We start from the raw sequence: 18,030 nt of genomic DNA, 5'->3' as shown, positions 1-18,030 counted from the left end.
AGTCTGTGGCCGTGGGCCAGCTCGAGGACATGACGCGCTCGCGCACGGCCGTGTCCGCGACCGATGCGCGATGGCTGAATGCCCTGGTCTCGGACTGGCAGCTCATCGCCGACCTCGCCTTCTCCGACCTGGTGCTCTGGGTGCCGGAGGCCGAGGAGACGGGCGTCTGCGCCGTCGCGCAGGTGCGCCCCACGACCGGGCCGACGGCCCTGCTCGAGGACGTCGTCGGACTCTCGCTCGCTCCCGGCGCGGCGCCGCTCATCGAGCAGGCCCTGACGACGGGGCTCACGATCGAGGGCTCGACGCAGTTCGTGCCGGTGCGCCGCGGCTCACGCGTCGTGGCTGTCGTCGAGAGGAGACGCGAGGCGCCCGGGCTGCGCAGCGCCGGGGCACTGGAGTCGGCGTACCTCGACGTGGCGTCGGACCTGCTCGAGATGATCCGCACCGGCGAGTTCCCCGAGTCGGCGGACCGCACGGCGGTCGTCGACCTGCTGCGCGTCGGCGACGGCTTCGTGCGCACCGAGGCCGACGGCACGGTGCGCTTCGCCAGCCCCAACGCCCTGTCCGCCTATCGCCGGCTGGGCCTGGTGGGCGACCTGATCGGCACCCGACTGGTCGACGTCACGGCCGGACTCATGGACCGCCGCACGCCGCGGCACGCGGTTCCGGGTCTGCTCGTGGGGGCCGAGGGCGGCTCGGGGGAGCTCGAGAACGCGGCCGCCTCGCTGCACGTGCGTCGCATCCCGCTGCGCTCGGCCGGTGAGCCGGCCGGTGCGCTGATCCTGCTGCGCGACGTCACCGAGCTCCGTTCGCGTGAGCGCGAGCTCATGACGAAGGACGCGACGATCCGCGAGATCCACCACCGGGTCAAGAACAACCTGCAGACCGTGGCGGCGCTGCTGCGGCTCCAGGCCCGGCGCATGTCGACCGACGAGGCGCGGCACGCGCTGCAGGAGGCCGAGCGACGCGTCGGCTCGATCGCGCTGGTGCACGAGACGCTGAGCCAGTCCTTCGGCGACGTCGTCGACTTCGACGACATCGCCGACCGGCTCCTGCGCACGGTGCTCGACGTGGCGGGCGAGCGCGAGATCCTCGCGACGCGCATCGGCACGTTCGGGGCGCTGTCCGGCGAGGTCGCCACGCCGCTGTCGATGGTGCTGACCGAGCTCATCCAGAACGCGGCCGAGCACGCCTTCGGCGACGACGGCGGTCAGATCACCGTCGCGGTGAACCGCATCCGTGACCGCATCCGCCTGCGCGTCAGCGACGACGGCGTCGGGATGCCCGAGGGCTTCCGCACGAGCAGCAGCCTGGGGCTGTCGATCGTGACGACGCTGGTGCAGACCGAGCTCGACGGCACGTTGACGTTCGAGTCACGGCCGAGCGGGGGCACGACCGTGTCGATCACGCTCGACGCCTAGCGTCGAGCGAGGACTCGCGAGCGAGCCGCGGAGGATCAGGCCGTGCGGATGCGGGCGCGGGCGTTGCGGCGCTTGAGCGCGCGACGCTCGTCCTCGGAGAGGCCGCCCCAGACGCCGTGGTCCTGGCCCGACTCGAGGGCCCAGGCGAGGCACTGGTCGCTGACGTCGCAGCGACGGCACACGAGCTTGGCCTCTTCGATCTGCATGATCGCGGGCCCCGTGTTGCCGATCGGGAAGAAGAGCTCCGGGTCCTCGTCGAGACATGCCGACTTGTGACGCCAATCCATGGCGGATGCTCCTTCCCGAACATTCGGGTAGCGATGTGAAAAGTAAAGGGTGGCGCGAGGGTTGCTGTCCAGATGCTGGGCAGGAAAACATTGGTGACCGCGCTCAATGATCATGCTTTCAACATTCCGGGGTGTTTACAAGGATGTAGCAATTCCGTTCGTGTTCGATCCATCACACAGGGGGGCCTCACTCGGTCCCTCCGCGGTCGGGAGCGCCCGTTCCGTACGCTGGAGCCGTGTCGTCACCCTGGCCCCCGAACGTCCGACGCCTCCTGCTCGTGGCCTTCGCGGTCGTGGCGGTCGAGGCGCTCGCCCTCATCGCCCTGGCCGTGGCCGACCTGGCGTCGTTGACGTCGAGCCGGGTCGCGATCGGGGTGGGCGTGGCGGTGTTCCTCATCGTCTACGGGGGTACCCAGCTGGTGGCCGCCGTACTCCTCCTGCGCGGACGCTGGGGTGCTCGCGGGCCGATCATCGCGAGCCAGCTCGTGCAGCTCGGCATTGCCTGGAACCTGCGCGACGTCGACCCCGACGTGCTCGTGGTGCCGCGCCTGGCCCTGCTCGTGGCGCTCGCCGCGGTCGTGGTGCTGGTCTGCGTGCTCGCCCCGCCGGTCAACCGCTCCGTCATGGAGCGTGAGGCCGCCGAGGCGGCGGAGACGGCCGGGGAGACCTCCGACGACGCCTGATCGACCCTGTGAGACGATGACGGACGGGCACGACCTGCCCCGTCTGGCGCCCACCGATGGTGGGTGCCGCCCGCTCCGCCGAGGCTCGATCCCTCCGGCGTCCCGAGCCGGCCGCGGAGATCGTCCTCCGCACTCGTGACCCCCTGCCCCTGCCCGGACCTGAAGACTCGAGCTGCTCTTTCATCATGGTTGCCCCGCACATCGACACCGATCTCGACCTCACGAGCCCCATCGACCCCGAGGACCCGGTCTTCGCGCTGCACCGCGGCGGGAAGATGGCCATCACGGCGACGGTCCCGCTGCGCGACACCGCGGACCTCTCGCTGTCGTACACCCCTGGCGTCGCCAAGGTGTGCGAGGCGATCCACACCGACCCGGAGGTCGCCCACGAGTACACGTGGGTCTCCAACACCGTCGCGGTCGTCACCGACGGCACCGCGGTGCTCGGGCTCGGCGACATCGGTCCTGCGGCCTCGATGCCCGTGATGGAGGGCAAGGCCGTGCTGTTCAAGCAGTTCGGCGGGGTCGACGCCATCCCGATCGCGCTCGCCACGACCGACGTCGACGAGATCGTCGAGACGGTGGTGCGCCTGGCGCCGTCCTTCGGCGGGATCAACCTCGAGGACATCTCGGCTCCCCGGTGCTTCGAGATCGAGCAGCGCCTCATCGAGCGGCTCGACATCCCGGTCTTCCACGACGACCAGCACGGCACCGCGGTGGTGACCCTCGCCGCGCTCTACAACGCGGTGCGGCTGACCGAGCGCGACATCACCGAGCTCAAGGTCGTGATCTCCGGAGCCGGCGCCGCCGGTGTCGCGATCACCAAGATCCTCCAGGCCGCCGGCGTGCGCCGGATTCAGGTCACGGACCGCACCGGCGTGATCCATCCCGGTCGCACCGACCTCAACGCCGCCAAGCAGTGGCTGGCCGACCAGACCGCCGAGTACGCCCGTCCGGGCACGATCGTCGACGCGCTGCACGGCGCCGACGTGTACATCGGCGTCTCCGGCGGCACGACGCCCGAGGAGGGCATCGCCCAGATGGCGCCGGACGCCATCATCTTCGCGATGGCCAACCCCACCCCGGAGGTGCACCCGGACGTCGCCGGCAAGTACGCGCGCGTCGTGGCCACGGGCCGCTCGGACTTCCCGAACCAGATCAACAACGTGCTCGTCTTCCCGGGCATCTTCCGCGGCGCGCTGGACGTGCGGGCCACCCGCATCACCGAGAACATGAAGCTGGCGGCCGCCCAGGCCATCGCCGAGCTCGTGGGCGACGACCTGCACGAGGGCTACGTGATCCCGTCGCCGTTCGACCCGCGGGTGGCGCAGGCCGTCTCCCGGGCCGTCACCGAGACGGCCCGCCGCGAGGGCGTCGCCCGCCGCCCGTACTGACTGTCCGACCCTGACCGTCCGACCCTGATCGTCCGACCCGCCCAGGAGGCTCTGTGTTCGCCGTCTACGCCGGATCCATCAACCCCGACGACCCGCTGACCGGGCTCGTCGTGGGGGAGCAGCCGGACCCGGAGGTCCCCGACGGCTGGACGACCGTCACGGTCAAGGCCGCCTCGATCAACCACCACGACGTGTGGAGCCTGCGGGGCGTGGGGCTGAAGTCGGATGCGCTGCCGATGATCCTCGGGTGCGACGCGGCGGGCTACGACGAGGACGGCAACGAGGTCCTCGTGCACGCGGTGATCAGCGACCCCTCGTGGCGCGGCGACGAGACGCTCGACCCGAAGCGGTCCCTGCTCTCCGAGCGCCACCCGGGCACGTTCGCCGAGAAGGTCGCCGTGCCGGCGCGCAACGTCATCCCGAAGCCGGCGGGTCTCTCCTTCGCCGAGGCTGCGTGCCTGCCCACCGCATGGCTCACGGCCTACCGCATGCTCTTCACGCAGTCCGACCTGAAGCAGGGCGACACCGTGCTGGTGCAGGGTGCCGGTGGCGGCGTCGCGACGGCGCTGATCTCGCTCGCCCGCGCGGCCGGCTTCCGCGTCTACGCCACGAGCCGCGACGAGGACAAGCGCGCCAAGGCGCTCGAGATCGGCGCACACGAGGTGTTCGAGTCGGGCGCACGCCTGCCGTCCAAGGTCGACGCGGTCATGGAGACCGTCGGTGCTGCGACGTGGTCGCACTCGGTGCGCTCGATGCGTCCCGGCGGCACCATCGTGATCTCCGGTGCGACGTCCGGCGACGCTCCGCCCGCCGAGCTGACGCGCATCTTCTTCCAGCAGATGCGTGTGCACGGTTCGACGATGGGCACGCGCGACGAGCTGCACCGCCTCGCCCAGTTCCTCGACGTCACGGGGCTGCGTCCGCTGATCGACTCCGAGATCCCGATGGAGCAGGCGGCCGACGGCCTCGCCAAGGTCATCGACGGCTCGCTGTTCGGCAAGATCGTCCTGACTCGCTAGCCACCTGACCTGACGTGCATCCGCTCGCCCTGCGGACCGAACAGGGCCAGGAGCTCGATCGGGGTGTCGCCGCGGTTGGCGACGACGTGGGGCGTGCGGGTGTCGAACTCGACGACCTCACCCGGTCCGACGTCGGTGACCTTTCCGGCGAGCTCGAGGTGCAGGCGGCCGGAGAGCACGTAGATCCACTCGTAGCCCTCGTGCACCCGCGGCTCGTAGGGCTCCGGCGGGTCGTGTGCCGGGATGATCATCTTGAAGGCCTGCAGCCCGCCCGGACGACGGGTGAGGGGGATGAAGGTGCGCCCGTGTCGGACGATCGGTTTGGGCCGCACCCGCGGGTCACCCGTCTCGGGCGCGTCGACGAGCTCGTCGAGCGAGACCTGGTGCGCCCGGGCGAGCGGGAGCAGCAGCTCCAGCGTCGGTCGCCGCTGCCCCGACTCCAGGCGCGAGAGCGTGCTGACCGAGATGCCCGTGTCGTCGGCCAGCGTCGCCAGGGTCGTGCCGCGGGCGACCCGCAGCGCGCGCAGGCGTGGTCCGACATGGTCGATCGGGTCTCGACTGTCCTTCATGGCCCTGATGTTGCCATACCGGCAAGAAAGTTTGCCCGTTGGGAAGGGGTGGGGGAGGCTGGTTCCATGACCCAGCACTCGCACGACCACGGCGACCAGCAGGACGCTCCCGACTACTTCGAGCAGGCAGGCTGGGACGAGCGGTACTCCGGTACCGACAAGATCTGGAGCGGCAACCCGAATCCCCAGCTCGTCGCCGAGGTCGGCACCCTGACGCCGGGCACCGCGCTGGACCTCGGCTGCGGTGAGGGCGGCGACGTCATCTGGTTGGCGCAGCAGGGGTGGACCGTGACCGGCGCGGACTTCTCGCCCGAGGGCCTGGCCCGCGCGTCGCGTCACGCCGAGGAGGCCGGGGTGGGGGATCGCACCGACTGGTGGCAGGTCTACGCCCGCGCCTTCGCGTCGGACGGCCGCGAGTTCGACCTCGTGACGACGCACTTCCTGCACCCGGGTGGGCCGATGGTCGAGGTCGTGCGCGCACTCACCTCGGTCGTGGCTCCCGGCGGGCACCTGCTCGTCGTCGGTCACGCGCCGTCGGAGGTCTTCGCGCAGCTCAGCGCGGCCCAGCACGCCGCCATGTGGCGCGCGGAGGACCTGCTGCCCGCCCTGCCGGATGACTTCGAGGTCGTCGTGGCCGAGCAGCGCCCGCGTGTCGCGGAGCGCGACGGTCAGACGATGGAGATCGAGGACGCCACGCTGCTCGCCCGCCGCGTCGGCTGACGGCGGCCCCTCGAAGGGCGTGCGGTCGGACCGGCCCGTGGCCGGCGGGTGCCTCAGCCGACCGGGTCTCGTCAGCGGACGCGCTGCGCGCGTGTCGCGCTCGACCTGACTCGGAGCTTCCCTCGCTGCGCTCGGTCAGTCCTCGTCATCATCATCGTCGAGGCGGGCGAGCCAGGTGGCGAAGCGTTCGGTCGGGACCTCGAACTCGGGGTTCACGTCGACGAACTCGCTGAGGCGCTCGGCGAGCCACGCCAGGGTGACGGTCTCGTCACCCCGGCGTGACGCCAGCTCCTCGATCCCGCGATCGGTGAAGTACATGCTCAGGCGAACGCGCGGTCCAGCAGCTCGCGCGCCTCGGCGACGTGGCGCGGGTGCGAGCCGACGGCCGTCGTGGACGACTCCGGACGCGTGACGCCCTTGAGCGGCAGGCCGTCGAAGGCACCCGAGAAGTGGTACTTCACGTGCGGCCAGGCGCCCTGGTTCTCCGGCTCGTCCTGCACCCAGCGGACCTCGTTGGCCTTCGGGTAGCGGGCGATCTCGCGCGCCAGCTCGGCCTCGGGGCGCGGGTAGAGCTGCTCGACGCGGACCACCGCGGTGCGGGTGTCCTCGCGCTTGGCGCGCTCGGCCAGCAGCTCCCACGTGAGCTTGCCCGTGACCAGCAGCACGCGCTCGACCTCGTTCGGGTCGACCGAGTCGTCACCGATGACCGGCTTGAACGTGCCGCTCGTGAACTCGTCGGGCTGCGACGCCGCAGCCTTGCTGCGGAGCATCGACTTCGGGGTGAAGACGACCAGCGGGCGGTGCTCGGCCTCCAGCGTGTGCTTGCGCAGCAGGTGGAAGTACGAGGCCGGGCTCGACGGCTGGGCGAGCGTGATCTCGTCGTTCGCCGCGAGTGCCAGGAAGCGCTCGATGCGGGCCGAGGAGTGGTCGGGGCCCTGGCCCTCGTAGCCGTGCGGCAGCAGCAGCACGACGCCGGACTTCTGGCCCCACTTGGTCTCGCCCGAGCTGAGGTACTCGTCGATGACCGACTGGGCGCCGTTGATGAAGTCGCCGAACTGCGCCTCCCAGACCGTCAGGGCCTCGGGCCGCGCCACCGAGTAGCCGTACTCGAAGCCGAGCGCGGCGTACTCGCTGAGCAGCGAGTCGTAGATGAAGAACGGCGCCTGCTCGTCGGCGATGTTGGACAGCGGGGTCCACTCGTCGGCGTTCTGGCGGTCGATGATCGTCGCGAAGCGCGAGGAGAACGTGCCACGACGCGAGTCCTGGCCCGCCATGCGCACCGGGCGGCCGTCGAGGAGCAGCGAGCCCATCGCGAGGATCTCGCCCGTGCCCCAGTCGATGGGGCCGGCCGTGATCGACGCCGCGCGACGCTGCAGCTGCGGCAGCACCTTCGGGTGGACCGTGAAGCCCTCCGGCACGTTGGTGTACGAGTCGGCGATCGCCTTGAGCACCTCGGGGGTGATGGCGGTCTCGAGCGCACCCGGGATCTCGGGCTTCTCGGGGTAGTCCGGCGTGCGGCTGTAGGCCGGGTCGGAGTGCTCGGCGTCCTTGACGTCCTTGAAGTTGCGCTCCAGGCGGGCCTGGTAGTCGTTCAGCGCCGCCTCGGCCTCCTCCAGCGTGATGTCGCCACGACCGACGAGGGCCTCGGTGTACAGCTTGCGCACCGACTTCTTCTTCTCGATCGTGTCGTACATCAGCGGCTGGGTGAACGACGGGTCGTCGCCCTCGTTGTGACCGCGACGGCGGTAGCAGATGAGGTCGATGATGACGTCCTTGTGGAACGTCTTGCGGTACTCGTAGGCCAGCGCCGCGATGCGGATGCAGGCCTCGGGGTCGTCACCGTTGACGTGGAAGACCGGCGCCTGGATCATCCGGGCGACATCGGTGCAGTACGTCGAGGAGCGCGACGAGGACGGGCTGGTGGTGAAGCCGACCTGGTTGTTGACGATCACGTGGATCGTGCCGCCGGTGCGGTAGCCGCGCAGCTGCGAGAGGTTGAGCGTCTCGGCCACCACGCCCTGGCCGGCGAACGCGGCGTCACCGTGCACGAGGACCGGCAGGACCGGGAACTCCTCGCCGCGGTTCAGCACGTCCTGCTTGGCGCGGGTGATGCCCTCCAGCACCGGGTCGACGACCTCGAGGTGCGACGGGTTGGCCGCGACGGAGACCTTGATCGTGTCGCCGTGCTCGGAGGTGAACTCGCCCTCGACGCCCAGGTGGTACTTGACGTCGCCCGAGCCCTGCACCGTGCGGGGGTCGATGTTGCCCTCGAACTCGCGGAAGACCGCGCCGGGGCTCTTGCCCGCGATGTTGACCAGCACGTTGAGGCGGCCACGGTGGGCCATGCCGATGCAGACCTCCTCGAGGCCGTCGCCGGCAGCCTCCTCGCAGATCTCGTCGAGCAGCGGGATGGTGGTCTCGCCACCCTCGAGGCTGAAGCGCTTCTGGCCGACGAACTTCGTCTGCAGGAACGTCTCGAACGCCTCGGCCTCGTTGAGCTTGGCCAGGATGCGGAGCTGCTCCTCGCGCGGCGGCTTGGTGTAGCCGCGCTCGAGGCGCTCCTGGAACCAGCGACGCTCCGCCGGGTCCTCGATGTACATGTACTCGGTGCCGATCGTGCGCGAGTACGAGTCGCGCAGGATGCCGAGGATCTCGCGCAGCTTCATGTAGCGGCGCTCGCCACCGAACGACGGGCCGGTGGGGAACTCGCGGTCGAGGTCCCACAGCGTCAGGCCGTGCGAGGCGGTGTCGAGGTCGGGGTGGCTGCGCTGCTTGTACTCCAGCGGGTTCGTGTCGGCCATGAGGTGGCCGCGCACGCGGAACGCGTGGATGAGCTCGAGCACGCGCGCCTGGCGGTCGATGTCGTCGTCGTGGCTGACCGCGATGTCCTGGGCCCAGCGGATGGGCTCGTAGGGGATGCGCAGCGCCTGGAAGATCTCGTCGTAGAAGCCCTCGCCGCCGATGAGCAGCTGGTGCACGCGCTTGAGGAACTCGCCCGACTGCGCGCCCTGGATGACGCGGTGGTCGTAGGTGGAGGTCAGCGTCATCATCTTGCTGATCGCCATCTGGGCCAGCGTGTGCTCGGACGCGCCCTGGAACTCCGGCGGGTACTCCATCGAGCCGACGCCGACGATGACGCCCTGGCCGGCCATGAGGCGCGGCACCGAGTGGTTCGTGCCGATGCCGCCCGGGTTGGTCAGCGAGACCGTGGTGCCCTGGAAGTCGGAGACCTCGAGCTTGCCGTCGCGCGCCTTCTTGACCATGACCTCGTAGGCCTGCCAGAACTGCGCGAAGTTCATCGTCTCGGCGGCCTTGATGCTCGGGACGAGCAGCTGACGCGAGCCGTCCTTCTTCTGCAGGTCGATCGCGAGGCCGAAGTTGACGTGCTCGGGCTTGAGCTGCACCGGCTTGCCGGCGTCGTTGGTCTCGTAGCCCGTGTTCATCTCCGGCAGCGAGGCGACGGCGCGGACCACGGCGTAGCCGATGATGTGCGTGAACGAGACCTTGCCACCGCGAGCGCGGGCGAGGTGGTTGTTCATGACCGTGCGGTTGTCGAAGAGCAGCTTGACCGGGACGGAGCGGACCGAGGTGGCGGTGGGGACCGCGAGGCTCGCGTCCATGTTCTGCGCCGTGCGGGCGGCGGCGCCCTTCAGCACGACCTTGTCGACCTCACCGGGGCCCTCGGCCGGGGCGGAGGCGGCCGGCGCCGAGGTGGCGGCGGTCGTCGACTTCACGACGCTCGGGGTCGACTTCGAGATGGGGGCGGACCGGCCGTCGGGGACGGTGCCGTTCGACGCGGCCGGCGTGGTGCTGGTGGGCGTCACGGTGGTGGGCTCCGACTTGGGAGCCGCGGCGGCCGGAGCCTTGCCCGATGCCGGGGTGGTGGCGGCCGGAGCGGCCTGCGCCGGCTTGCCGTTGGAGGCGCCGTTCGGCGTGCCCCCCTTGGCGAAGAAGTCGGCCCACTCGCCGTCGACGGACTTCGGGTCTTCCTGGTAGCGCTCGAACATCTCCTCCACGAGCCACTGATTGGTGCCGAAGTCAGGCATTGAGGAGTTGGAGTTTTCAGTGGTGGAGGACTCGGCCACGGCCCAGATCGCCTCTTCCGGATAGCGCGGTGAACACGGGGGTTGTTGTAGTCACCTTAACGCGCCGGACACACGATGAACTCCCGGGTTCTGGGTGTCGTGACGACACTCACGCGTCGCCTGTGCGAGAGCCGTCGTGTACCCGTCAGTAGGTCAGGACGAGAAGGCTCGATAGCGCTCGACCTGGGCGTCGAGGTGCCGCTGCTCGGACCGGGTGAGGGGTCGGTCGGCGGACACCTCGACATCGACCTCGTCGCCCTTGACCGACCGCCGCCAGTGGCCCTGAAGGCGGCCGTGGAGGAACAGCAGGCCCGTCGCGAACATGGCGGCGTCGTAGCCGTGGCCAGCGTCGGCCTTCACGGCGGCGTCGCGCACGTGAGAGATGACCTCGTCGAAGTTCGCGAGCAGCAGCACCGGCGGCACCTCGACCGCCTCTGGCTCGCCGAGCGACCACAGCTCCTGCCCGGCGAGGGTGACGGGCCGCAGCTCGGCCAGCTCGATCGCGCGGCGGGCCTGCCGCACCGTGAGGCTCGACCACCAGGCGAGGTCGTGGGCGGTGACGGGCCCGTGGCCACGGGCGTAGGTGCGTGCGATCCAGGCCAGGGCGTCGTCGGTGGACGGCAGGGGACCGAGCTCGAGCGGGTGGTACTCGTGCTGGCCGGGTCGGCGCTCGCCGCCGATGTCGCCGCGAAGCTCGGCGGCCATGACGACGTGGGCGAGGCGGTCGCCCTTCTCCTCGTACCCGGCCTCGGCCAGTCGCTCCGCGATGAGGGTGCGGGTGCAGCCCGGGTTCTCTCGCACCACCTGGGTGACGACCTCGCTGGCGGCGAGCAGACGGTCCTCGGCCAGCCCCGCGCGGCGCACGTGCGGGACGAGCTGGCCCATGACGCGGTCGGCGGTGGCGGCGATGACGTGGGGGAGGTCGTCGGTGTGGACGTAGTGCCACGTGGTGCGCAGGGCGTGGGTGCGCACGACCCCGGCCGGCCACAGCCCGTCGAGGACCTGCTCGAAGGTGGCGCCGCATCGCAGGCCGACGGCCCACGGCGCCCACAGGTGCTCCTGCGACTGCACGGCGCCGAAGTGGCGGACGACCTCGGCGGGGGTGTCGAGCGTGCTGCCGACCAGCAGCTGCGGGCCGAGACGCCAGGGAGCGAGGTCGGATCTCATGAGGTCATCCTGCCGTGCGGCTCGGACGGTTCGTGGCGTGACAGCATCGGGGCATGAAGGCGCCGATGAACGACTACCTGACCGAGCTCCTCGACATCTGTGGCGAGGACGACGGCGCGGTGGCCGACTACATCCCGGAGCTGGCGCAGGCCGATCCCGATCGGCTGGCCGTGGCGATCGCGACACTCGACGGGCAGGTCTACAGCGCGGGCGACGCCGACGTGGAGTTCTCGATCCAGTCGATCTCCAAGCCCTTCACCTACGCGCTCGCGATCACCGACCTCGGGCTCGAGGGGGTGCTCGAGCGGATCGACGTCGAGCCGTCGGGCGACGCGTTCAACGAGATCTCGCTGGAGCCGTCGACCGGGCGCCCCCGCAACCCGATGATCAACGCGGGTGCGATCGCGGCCCACGCTCTCGTCGAGGGCGGAGACGCGCCGAAGCGGTTCGAGCGCATCCTCGAGCTGTACTCCCGCCTCGCGGGGCGTGAGCTGTCGGTCGACGAGGGCGTGTTCGAGTCCGAGCTCGACACCGCCGACCGCAACATGGCGATCGCCTACATGCTCAAGACCGTCGGCACGCTGGAGGACGACCCGGCCGACGTGGTGCGCGGGTACACGCGCCAGTGCGCGGTCTCGGTCACGGTGGAGGACCTCGCTCGCATGGCCGCGACGCTGGCCGCCAACGGCATGTCGCCCGACGGCACGCGGGTGCTGGAGCCGGCCGTCACGCGTCAGGTGCTCAGCGTCATGGCGACGTGCGGCATGTACGACGCGGCGGGGGACTGGCTGACCACGGTCGGCATCCCCGCCAAGAGCGGCGTGGCCGGCGGGCTGATCGGGGTGCTGCCGGGCCAGGTCGGCATCGCGGTGTTCTCGCCGCGCCTCGACCAGCACGGCAACAGCAGCCGCGGCGTGCGGGTGTTCGAGCGGCTGTCGGCCGACATGGGCCTGCACCTCATGGAGGCGCCCGAGTCGGCTCGGTCGGTCGTGCGCACGCCGCGGGTGCGTGACGACGGTGAGCCGTCGGTGCACGAGCTGGCCGGCGACCTGCGCTTCGTGGAGTCCGAGCGGGTGCTGCGCGGGCTCGAGGCCGAGCCGGAGGGCGACGGCGTCGTCGTCCTCGACCTCCACCGCGTCCACCGCGTGCACGACGTCGCCCGCCGGATGCTCCTGGAGGGCGTCCGCCGCCTCCGCATCGACGGTCACGAGGTCCGCCTCGTCGACCCTGACGGCCTCCTGCCCGACCCGGACGTCGACGTCAGCGAGCCCGGCGACGACACCCCGCGCGACGGCTACGTCCCCCAGGTCTTCGACTCCCTCGACGAAGCCCTCGCAGCATCCGGTGGTTGAGGTGTGAGTGCCCGCTAGGGCGCGAGCCTCGAAACCTCGGTCGGTGCACAGCAGACGGACATGGTGACGCGACCCATCCGTCGCATTTCGCGACTCTTGCGTAGCATCTGCCGGTTTATCCCCTGATTGCAGTCCTGGGTGGTTGCCGAGTTCTCGGGCGTCCCGTCACGGTTTCCGCACACCTCCGACGGAAGAACCGGTCATGGATCCTGCGACGACCCTCACGACGCGTGTGCGCGAGCTGGTGCGCGAGCGACGCATCGACCCGCGTGCCGACCCGGCAGCGGTGCGTCAGGCGGCGCAGGACGTCGTGGCCGACCACGAGCGCGCCAGCCTCACGGGAGCCGTCCGCACGCTCGACGAGACCGACGCCGAGGTCGCCCGGCTCGTGGCCGACGTCGCCGGTCTCGGGGTGCTGCAGCCCTACCTCGACGACCCCACGATCGAGGAGATCTGGATCAACGCGCCCGACCGGGTCTTCGTCGCGCGGGGCGGACGCCACGAGCTCACGAGCACGATCCTCACCGCTGACGGCGTCCGCGAGCTCGTCGAACGGATGCTGAGCTCCACCGGTCGTCGTCTCGACGTCAGCCAGCCGTTCGTCGACGCCAACCTCCCCGGCGGGCACCGGCTGCACGCCGTGCTGGACGGCATCTCGAAGGGCTTCACCGCAGTCAACATCCGCAAGTTCGTGGCCCGCGCCCACGACCTCGAGGCGCTCGTCGATCTGGGCACGCTCGATCCGGCGGCGGCCCGGTTCCTGCGGGGTGCGGTGGTCGCGGGCCTCAACATCGTCGTCTCCGGCGCGACCCAGGCGGGCAAGACCACGTTGCTCAACTGCCTGGCCGGCGCGATCCCGGGGCACGAGCGCATCGTCTCGGCCGAGGAGGTCTACGAGCTGCAGATCACGCATCCCGACTGGGTGCAGCTCCAGTGCCGGGCGCCGGGGCTCGAGGGCACCGGTGGCATCGACCTCCGGGCGCTCGTCAAGGAGTCGCTGCGCATGCGACCGACGCGCCTCATCATCGGCGAGGTCCGGGCCGCGGAGTGTCTCGACCTCCTGCTGGCGCTGAACTCGGGCCTGCCTGGCCTGGCATCAATCCACGCGAGCTCGGCGCGACAGGCGCTCGCGAAGCTCAGCACCCTCCCGCTGCTCGCGGGCGAGAACATCGGCATCGGCTTCGTGCTGCCGACGGTCGCCAGCACGGTCGACCTGGTGGTGCACACGGCGATGGACTCGCGAGGGCAGCGCGCCGTGCGTGAGGTCGTCGCAGTCAACGGCCGCATCGAGTCCGGAAGCGCCGAGAGCGAGGTGGTGTTCGAGCGCCGGGGAGGCGAGCTCGTGCGCGGCATGGGCCGACCCGTGCGCACCGAGGCGTTCGAGCGGGCGGGACTCGACCTCGACTCACTGCTGGGAGGTCGCTCGTGGGAGCGCTAGTCGGCCTAGTGATCGGTCTCGGGCTCGCGCTGATCGCCTCGTGGTGGATGACGCCCGAGGCGCCGTCGATCAGCCGCCGACGCAACGCGCGCGAACGGTCACGCGTGCCTGCTCGCGAGCTGGGTCTGGCGCTCGGAAGTGCGGCAGTGGCCGGGGTGCTCGTGGCCGGCGTCACGGGAGCGGCGACGATCGGGCTCGGCGTCGCTCTGCTCGCCTCGATGCTTCCGGGCGCGATCCGCCGCGCCCGTCGGCAGCGGCAGCTGCGTGAGCGCCGTGCCGCGTGGCCCGACGCGGTCGACCACCTCTCGGCTGCGGTGCGCGCGGGCATGTCGCTGCCCGAGGCGGTGGCTGCCCTCGGGCGTCGCGGCCCCGAGCAGCTGCGGCCGTACTTCGAGCTGTTCGGCCGTGACCACCGCGAGTCGGGCCGCTTCGACCAGGCCCTCGACCGGCTCAAGGTGCGGCTCGCCGACCCCACGGGCGACCGCGTCGTGGAGGCCCTGAGGCTCACGCGCCACGTCGGAGGGCACGATCTCGGGCGGGTGCTGCGATCCCTGTCCGGCTTCCTGCGCGACGACCTCCGCACCCGCGGTGAGATCGAGGCGCGTCAGTCCTGGACCGTGAACGGCGCGCGGATCGCCGCGGCGGCTCCCTGGCTCGTGCTGCTCAGCATGGCGGGCCGGCCCGAGGTGGTCGACCGTTACTCCACGCCGACGGGGGGCGTCATCGTGGTGGGCGGGGCTGTGGTGTGTGCCGTCGCCTACCGGCTGATGATGCGGATCGGACGCCTGCCGACCGAGCGGAGGGTCTTCGCATGACACCCGCCGGCGCCGGCGGGCTCCTGACCGGCGCCATCGCGCTGGGTGCCGTGCTGGTCGTCGCCGGCTGGCTCGGGACCCGACGGCCTGCGCTCTACGACCGTGTCGCTCCCTACGTGCGTGACGTCGCGCCGCCGGCCGTCTCCGATCCCGGCCGGCTGACGTGGTCGGACCAGGCCCGCCGTCTCGTCACCGCGGTGGCCGACGTGATCGGTGGTCCTGCCGACGTGCAGCGCAGGCTCGACCGGCTCGGGTCGGCGCTTCGCCTCGAGGACTTCCGACTCCGCCAGCTGCGCTGGGCAGGCGCGGGTGCGGCCGCCGCGATCGCACTGTCGCTCCTGGTCGCCGCGCGCCGGCCCGTGCAGCCCGTCGCTCTCCTGGTCTTCTGCCTGGCGGTCACCGTTGTCGCGGCCTGGTGGTGCGACCACGACCTGACGCGGCGGGTGGTCGAGCGCGAGCGTTCGATGGAGCAGGAGTTCCCGACCGTCGCCGACATGCTCGCCCTGGCCGTCGCAGCCGGCGAGAGCCCGGCGGCCGCGGTCCAGCGGGTCGCGACCATCTCGCACGGCGAGCTCGCCGAGGAGCTGCGGCGGGTGATGGGCGACGTGCACACCGGTGGCACCGTGGCCGAGGCCTTCGACGCGCTCGCCTCGCGCACGGGCGTGGGCAGCATCGCCCGCTTCGCCGAGGCGCTGGCCGGAGCGGTCGAGCGAGGCACACCGCTGATCGACGTCCTGCACGCGCAGTCCGCCGATGTCCGCGAGTCCGCCCGCCGCTCGCTCATCGAGTCCGGCGGTCGTCGTGAGGTCCTCATGATGGTCCCCGTCGTCTTCGCGATCCTCCCGGTCACGATCGTCTTCGCCTTCTTCCCCGGCCTCGTCGGCCTGCACCTGACGTCCTGATGTGAGAGGAACCGCCATGTCCCGCAAGCTCGTCACCCCGTTGCTGAGACCGCCGCACCACGGCGAGGACGGAGACGTCCCCGGCTGGGTCATGATCACCGTGATGTCGGCGGGCATCGTGGCCATCCTGACGGCGATCGCCGGCCCGGAGCTCGCCCGCATCCTCGAGCAGGCGCTGGCGTCGGTCGGTGGCTGAGCAGCGGCACCGAGCTCGCCGCGGCAGCACCGAGAGTGGTGCCGCCGTGGTCGACTTCGTGCTCGTCATGCTGCTCGTCCTCCCGCTCGTGCTCGGCATCATGCAGCTCGCTCTCGTGATGCACGTCCGCAACGTCACGACGGCCGCAGCGGCCGAGGGTGCGCGCACGCAAGCTGCGCTCGACGCCCCTCCGGGAGCGGGGGAGCGGCGCACGCGCGCGCAGGTCGACGCCGGCATCAGCGACCGGTTCGTCACGGAGGTCTCGGTCACGCCGACGACGGTCGCGGGAGCGCCGGGGGTGGCGGTCACGGTGGTCAGCGAGGTGCCAGCGCTCGGCCTCCTCGGACCCGCCTTCACCGTCGAGGTGACGGGTCACGCGGTCAGCGAGGTCGCGCCGTGAGGCGGGGGAGGTGCGAGCGCGGCGCCGCCACGGTCGAGCTCGTGTGGCTGACGGTCCTGCTGATCGTGCCGCTCGTCTACCTGCTGCTGTCGGTGTTCGAGGCGCAGCGGGCCGCCTTCGCCGTCTCCTCCGCCAGCCAGGCCGCCGGGCACGCGTTCGTGCGCGCGCCGGACGTCGTGACTGGTCAGGCGCGGGCCGAGCAGGCAGCCCTCGTGGCTCTGGCCGACCACGACGTCACGGACGCGCAGGTCGACGTCGAGTGCCGGCCCACGCCGTCCGACTGCCTACAGCCCGGCTCGAGCGTGCGGGTGGTCGTGACGGTCGACCAACCGCTGCCACTGCTGCCGTCCGTGCTCGGCGAGAGCATCGGTGTGCTCACGGTCGACGCGACCCACGTCGAGGCCTACGGCACTTACCGCGAGGGCCGACCGTGAGGAGGCGCGACGGAGGGCAGATCACGCTCGTCACGGTCGGCTTCTTCGCCGTCCTCGGCCTGCTCGGGGTCGTCGTCATCAACGCCTCCGACGCCTTTCTCGAGCGGCAACGGCTCAACGGTCTCGCCGACGGTGCCGTCATCGCCGCGTCCGACGCGCTCGACCTCGACGCCTTCTACACCTCGGGCGTCACGACGATCGACCCCGCAGCGGCTCGCGCTCGCGTGGCCGACCACGTCGCCGGGTCGCCAGGAGTGCGCGTGGTCGACGTTCGGCTCAGTGACGACACCGTCACCGTCCGCCTCGAGCGCGACATCACGCTACCGCTCGCACCACCCGGCCTCGCCGGCGCGACCACGATCGTCGCCGAGGCCTCAGGCCAGCTCCGCCCCGCACCACCACCCGCCGGTTGAGGTGCGAACGCCGCCTGCGATGCGAGCCTCGAAACCTCGGCCGGCTCCGTGGCTCTCAGGTTCGCCGTGCCCGTTAGACGTTGGACGTCGGAACACTGCCCTTGACGCCCGACGGCCACACCGCGTGGACCCACCCGTCGACCACCCGAGTCACCACACCGATGTCGCCCGTGTCGATCACTCCGTCGAAGACCGGAGCGGCCGTGTACCGAACCAGATCGCCGGGCTTGTACGTCATGGGCTGATTCTTCCTGATGCGGACTCGTACCGAGCAGCAACCACCAGACATCGTCACGGTCCGTCCCGGGCCACAGTGGCGTGGACTGTCGCGCGAATACTGGCTATCGACATCGGCCACGGATCGGTCGTAGCCTGGGCGAGAAGCGCGATCCATCGCGAGTGCCTCTACGGATTTAGCCGGGCGCCGTGGTGTCGACGACATTCAAGTCGGACGGGCACCTCTCATCGAAACCTGTTGAGAGGAGCCCGCGATGGGCTGTTCAAAGAAGTCGTTTCCGAGTCGATGGCACGCCGTCCGCGCGCTCGACGCCATGCGCCGCAAGGGCCGCGTGGAACGAGCCGTCTATCCGTGCGCAGAGTGCCGCGGCGCTTGGCACCTCACCTCCAGTGCCTCTGCTGCCGCGTGGGGGAGACGCAGGGGCCAGGTCTGGACGTGACTCCGCCCCGGCCACGCGATGCGTGGCCGGGGCGGAGTCGTGAGCTGACGCTCGAACC

Annotated in this window: 19 protein-coding genes; 13 read left to right on the top strand and 6 right to left on the bottom strand. The window is 71.0% G+C overall.

Annotated elements, in window-relative coordinates:
- The first annotated feature begins 11 nt into the window (after positions 1–11).
- Positions 12–1,421 (top strand): sensor histidine kinase, encoded by a 1,410-nt coding sequence (locus tag LO931_RS01945; protein WP_229051519.1) that lies wholly within the window; start codon positions 12–14, stop codon positions 1,419–1,421.
- Positions 1,422–1,456: 35 nt separating this feature from the next.
- Here LO931_RS01945 and LO931_RS01940 read toward each other — a convergent pair whose 3' ends face one another.
- The gene (locus tag LO931_RS01940) at positions 1,457–1,708 is read right to left on the bottom strand and encodes a WhiB family transcriptional regulator (RefSeq protein ID WP_229051518.1); all 252 of its coding nucleotides are present in this window, start codon (positions 1,706–1,708) and stop codon (positions 1,457–1,459) included.
- A 236-nt stretch (positions 1,709–1,944) separates the two neighbouring features.
- On the opposite strand from LO931_RS01940, the gene LO931_RS01935 reads away from it, so the two are divergent.
- From LO931_RS01935 to LO931_RS01925, 3 genes are all read left to right on the top strand, one after another.
- Positions 1,945–2,391 carry a hypothetical protein gene (locus LO931_RS01935; protein WP_229051517.1) on the top strand — a complete coding sequence of 149 codons (447 nt, stop codon included), beginning with the start codon at positions 1,945–1,947 and terminating at the stop codon, positions 2,389–2,391.
- Positions 2,392–2,576: 185 nt separating this feature from the next.
- A complete protein-coding gene (locus LO931_RS01930) occupies positions 2,577–3,785 on the top strand; it encodes an NADP-dependent malic enzyme (RefSeq protein WP_304523487.1) in 1,209 nt (402 codons plus the stop codon).
- A 53-nt stretch (positions 3,786–3,838) separates the two neighbouring features.
- Positions 3,839–4,804 (top strand): zinc-binding dehydrogenase, encoded by a 966-nt coding sequence (locus LO931_RS01925; RefSeq protein ID WP_229051516.1) that lies wholly within the window; start codon positions 3,839–3,841, stop codon positions 4,802–4,804.
- Here LO931_RS01925 and LO931_RS01920 read toward each other — a convergent pair.
- A complete protein-coding gene (locus LO931_RS01920) occupies positions 4,801–5,373 on the bottom strand; it encodes a helix-turn-helix domain-containing protein (protein WP_229051515.1) in 573 nt (190 codons plus the stop codon). The two genes, LO931_RS01925 and LO931_RS01920, sit on opposite strands and share 4 nt — an antisense overlap.
- A gap of 66 nt (positions 5,374–5,439) precedes the next feature.
- On the opposite strand from LO931_RS01920, the gene LO931_RS01915 reads away from it, so the two are divergent.
- On the top strand, positions 5,440–6,093 hold the full coding sequence (locus LO931_RS01915) for a bifunctional 2-polyprenyl-6-hydroxyphenol methylase/3-demethylubiquinol 3-O-methyltransferase UbiG (RefSeq protein WP_229051514.1): 654 nt from the start codon (positions 5,440–5,442) through the stop codon (positions 6,091–6,093).
- A 135-nt stretch (positions 6,094–6,228) separates the two neighbouring features.
- On the opposite strand, the gene LO931_RS01910 is transcribed toward LO931_RS01915, so the two are convergent.
- The 3 genes from LO931_RS01910 to LO931_RS01900 all read right to left on the bottom strand — a co-directional run bounded on the left by LO931_RS01910 (position 6,229) and on the right by LO931_RS01900 (position 11,345).
- Complete coding sequence (locus LO931_RS01910) at positions 6,229–6,411, bottom strand: DUF6104 family protein (protein ID WP_229051513.1); 183 nt, start codon at positions 6,409–6,411, stop codon at positions 6,229–6,231.
- Positions 6,412–6,413: 2 nt separating this feature from the next.
- The gene (locus LO931_RS01905) at positions 6,414–10,178 is read right to left on the bottom strand and encodes a multifunctional oxoglutarate decarboxylase/oxoglutarate dehydrogenase thiamine pyrophosphate-binding subunit/dihydrolipoyllysine-residue succinyltransferase subunit (RefSeq protein ID WP_370636054.1); all 3,765 of its coding nucleotides are present in this window, start codon (positions 10,176–10,178) and stop codon (positions 6,414–6,416) included.
- A gap of 153 nt (positions 10,179–10,331) precedes the next feature.
- A complete protein-coding gene (locus LO931_RS01900) occupies positions 10,332–11,345 on the bottom strand; it encodes a winged helix DNA-binding domain-containing protein (protein ID WP_229051511.1) in 1,014 nt (337 codons plus the stop codon).
- Between the two features lie 53 nt (positions 11,346–11,398).
- On the opposite strand from LO931_RS01900, the gene LO931_RS01895 reads away from it, so the two are divergent.
- From LO931_RS01895 to LO931_RS01860, 8 genes are all read left to right on the top strand, one after another.
- Positions 11,399–12,697 (top strand): glutaminase, encoded by a 1,299-nt coding sequence (locus LO931_RS01895; protein WP_229051510.1) that lies wholly within the window; start codon positions 11,399–11,401, stop codon positions 12,695–12,697.
- 202 nt (positions 12,698–12,899) lie between these two features.
- A complete protein-coding gene (locus LO931_RS01890) occupies positions 12,900–14,135 on the top strand; it encodes a CpaF family protein (protein ID WP_229051509.1) in 1,236 nt (411 codons plus the stop codon).
- Entirely contained in the window at positions 14,123–14,950 is an 828-nt protein-coding gene (locus tag LO931_RS01885; RefSeq protein ID WP_229051508.1) for a type II secretion system F family protein, read from the top strand. The genes LO931_RS01890 and LO931_RS01885 overlap by 13 nt, the downstream gene beginning before the upstream one ends.
- Complete coding sequence (locus tag LO931_RS01880; RefSeq protein ID WP_229051507.1) at positions 14,947–15,852, top strand: type II secretion system F family protein; 906 nt, start codon at positions 14,947–14,949, stop codon at positions 15,850–15,852. Before LO931_RS01885 ends, LO931_RS01880 begins: the two co-directional genes overlap by 4 nt.
- A gap of 16 nt (positions 15,853–15,868) precedes the next feature.
- Positions 15,869–16,048: a hypothetical protein gene (locus LO931_RS01875; protein ID WP_229051506.1), complete on the top strand. Its 180-nt coding sequence runs from the start codon at positions 15,869–15,871 to the stop codon at positions 16,046–16,048.
- On the top strand, positions 16,041–16,448 hold the full coding sequence (locus tag LO931_RS01870) for a TadE/TadG family type IV pilus assembly protein (RefSeq protein WP_229051505.1): 408 nt from the start codon (positions 16,041–16,043) through the stop codon (positions 16,446–16,448). The genes LO931_RS01875 and LO931_RS01870 overlap by 8 nt, the downstream gene beginning before the upstream one ends.
- Entirely contained in the window at positions 16,445–16,882 is a 438-nt protein-coding gene (locus tag LO931_RS01865; RefSeq protein WP_229051504.1) for a hypothetical protein, read from the top strand. The genes LO931_RS01870 and LO931_RS01865 overlap by 4 nt, the downstream gene beginning before the upstream one ends.
- On the top strand, positions 16,879–17,295 hold the full coding sequence (locus tag LO931_RS01860; protein WP_229051503.1) for a pilus assembly protein TadG-related protein: 417 nt from the start codon (positions 16,879–16,881) through the stop codon (positions 17,293–17,295). Before LO931_RS01865 ends, LO931_RS01860 begins: the two co-directional genes overlap by 4 nt.
- A gap of 73 nt (positions 17,296–17,368) precedes the next feature.
- Here the strand turns inward: LO931_RS01860 and LO931_RS01855 are convergent, their stop codons facing one another.
- Positions 17,369–17,533 carry a hypothetical protein gene (locus LO931_RS01855; protein ID WP_229051502.1) on the bottom strand — a complete coding sequence of 55 codons (165 nt, stop codon included), beginning with the start codon at positions 17,531–17,533 and terminating at the stop codon, positions 17,369–17,371.
- Positions 17,534–18,030: the final 497 nt, after the last annotated feature.

The organism is Aeromicrobium sp. Leaf350 (genome assembly GCF_916858655.1).
Classification (GTDB): domain Bacteria; phylum Actinomycetota; class Actinomycetes; order Propionibacteriales; family Nocardioidaceae; genus Aeromicrobium.
This window is presented reverse-complemented; position numbering and strand designations above follow the sequence as displayed.